Origin of the sequence: Phocaeicola sp. RTP21198st1_B8_RTP21198_201120 (genome assembly GCF_040929485.1) — a bacterium.
GTDB classification, from domain to species: domain Bacteria; phylum Bacteroidota; class Bacteroidia; order Bacteroidales; family Bacteroidaceae; genus Phocaeicola; species Phocaeicola dorei.
Genome location: NZ_JBCOCI010000316.1, coordinates 1 through 1,508, shown reverse-complemented (window position 1 = coordinate 1,508; position 1,508 = coordinate 1). Strand labels below are relative to the sequence as shown.

1 protein-coding gene and 1 pseudogene are annotated in these 1,508 nt (G+C 35.5%); both read left to right on the top strand.

What is annotated here, in order from left to right; translation table 11 throughout:
- Window positions 1–564, top strand: a pseudogene (locus AB5935_RS25830) (recombinase); the annotation flags it as partial.
- Between the two features lie 275 nt (window positions 565–839).
- A partial coding sequence (locus AB5935_RS25825) for a fimbrillin family protein (RefSeq protein ID WP_368327853.1) occupies window positions 840–1,508 on the top strand: 669 nt, incomplete at its 3' end.

Below are 1,508 nucleotides of genomic sequence, written 5' to 3'. Positions count from 1 at the left end.
GTACGAGAACTTGACTTATCCGTCGAAGAATTAAAGAGAATACGGGATGTCCGTCTTTTTAAGCCTACTCTGTCAATAGTAAGGGATGTTTTTATGCTTACTTATTATTTAGGTGGCATTAATCTAAGGGACTTGTTGGCATATAATTTCAAAGATAAAAACTATATGCGGTACGTGCGTCATAAAACACGTAATAGTAAAAAAGGAGAGAATGAGATTGTGTTTACCTTGCAATCCGAAGCAAAAGCTATCATAAATAAATATCTGGCTAGGGATGGATATTTGAAATTTGGGAAATATTCGTCTTATAGACAGATATACAGTTTAATCTTCCGACATATAGATAAAGTAACGAGACTTTCCGAGATAAATAAAAAGGTGACTTACTATTCCGCTCGAAAAACATTTGCACAACATGGATACAATTTAGGAATCCAGATTGAAAAGATAGAGTATTGTATAGGGCACAGTATGAAAAACAATCGTCCTATATTCAATTATATTAAAATTATGCAGGAACATGCTGATAAAGTATTTAGAGAAATATTAGATCAGCTATTATAAAGCATTGCTTTCTTTGTGCCCCATCATCGTGAGATACTTCTATTATTGTCTAAAGGTAATTTCTGTCATTTAATAAGCTATTGATATACAATGTTTTCACTCCAAAATATAAATCTAACTTTTGTTTAACTTAATATTTTGAAGTATGATAAACTATGGAAAACACTGTCTCTTATTTACTGCTATCGGGAAGGATGAATTCCGAGAGCTATTCCCTATAACATATAGAGAATTTAATAATGAAAATATATTTGTTTAACTTTAAAAAACATGGTATGAAAATAAACTATGTAACGGCTGCTTTGGCTTTGCTACTCATGGCAGGGTGCAGTAATGACGTGAAAGAATCTGATATCAAGTTTGCAGGAGAGTCGGGTGCGAAGGTTTCCTTCAGTGCAGTGATTAATAACCAAGAGGCAAGTGAACTTGTAACTAGAGCTACGGAAACGAGCGGTTCCAGACAAGTAAATATTGAATATGAATACACTGGTGGTGAAAATAGTCTGTTTTCGGCAAAAAGTGGATATGCAGAGAATATTTGGGTTCTGGGAACTCAAGAGTATGACGTAACGGCTTATTATCCTTTTACAGGAACTTCCGGAGAAGAACCGATAGCTGTCGAGGTGTCTACTAATAGTGAAAATCAAGCAACAGCGGCTGCACGTGAGCAAATTGATTTCCTTTATGCAGCTGGAAAAGCAACTGCCGAAACTCCGAATGTAAAACTAGCATTCAACCATGTAATGAGCCGTATTAAACTAACCTTTACAGCAGGTGAGAATGTGACTTTATCGGATATTACATGTTATCTTATTAATTTAAGGACAAAAGGAACGTTTAATCCGAACACAGGAGAAACAACAGTTACCGGGGAACCTGCTACAGTGGACGATGATATAGTATGGACAAAAGTGGGGTCAGCTGATAATTACACGATACAGGCA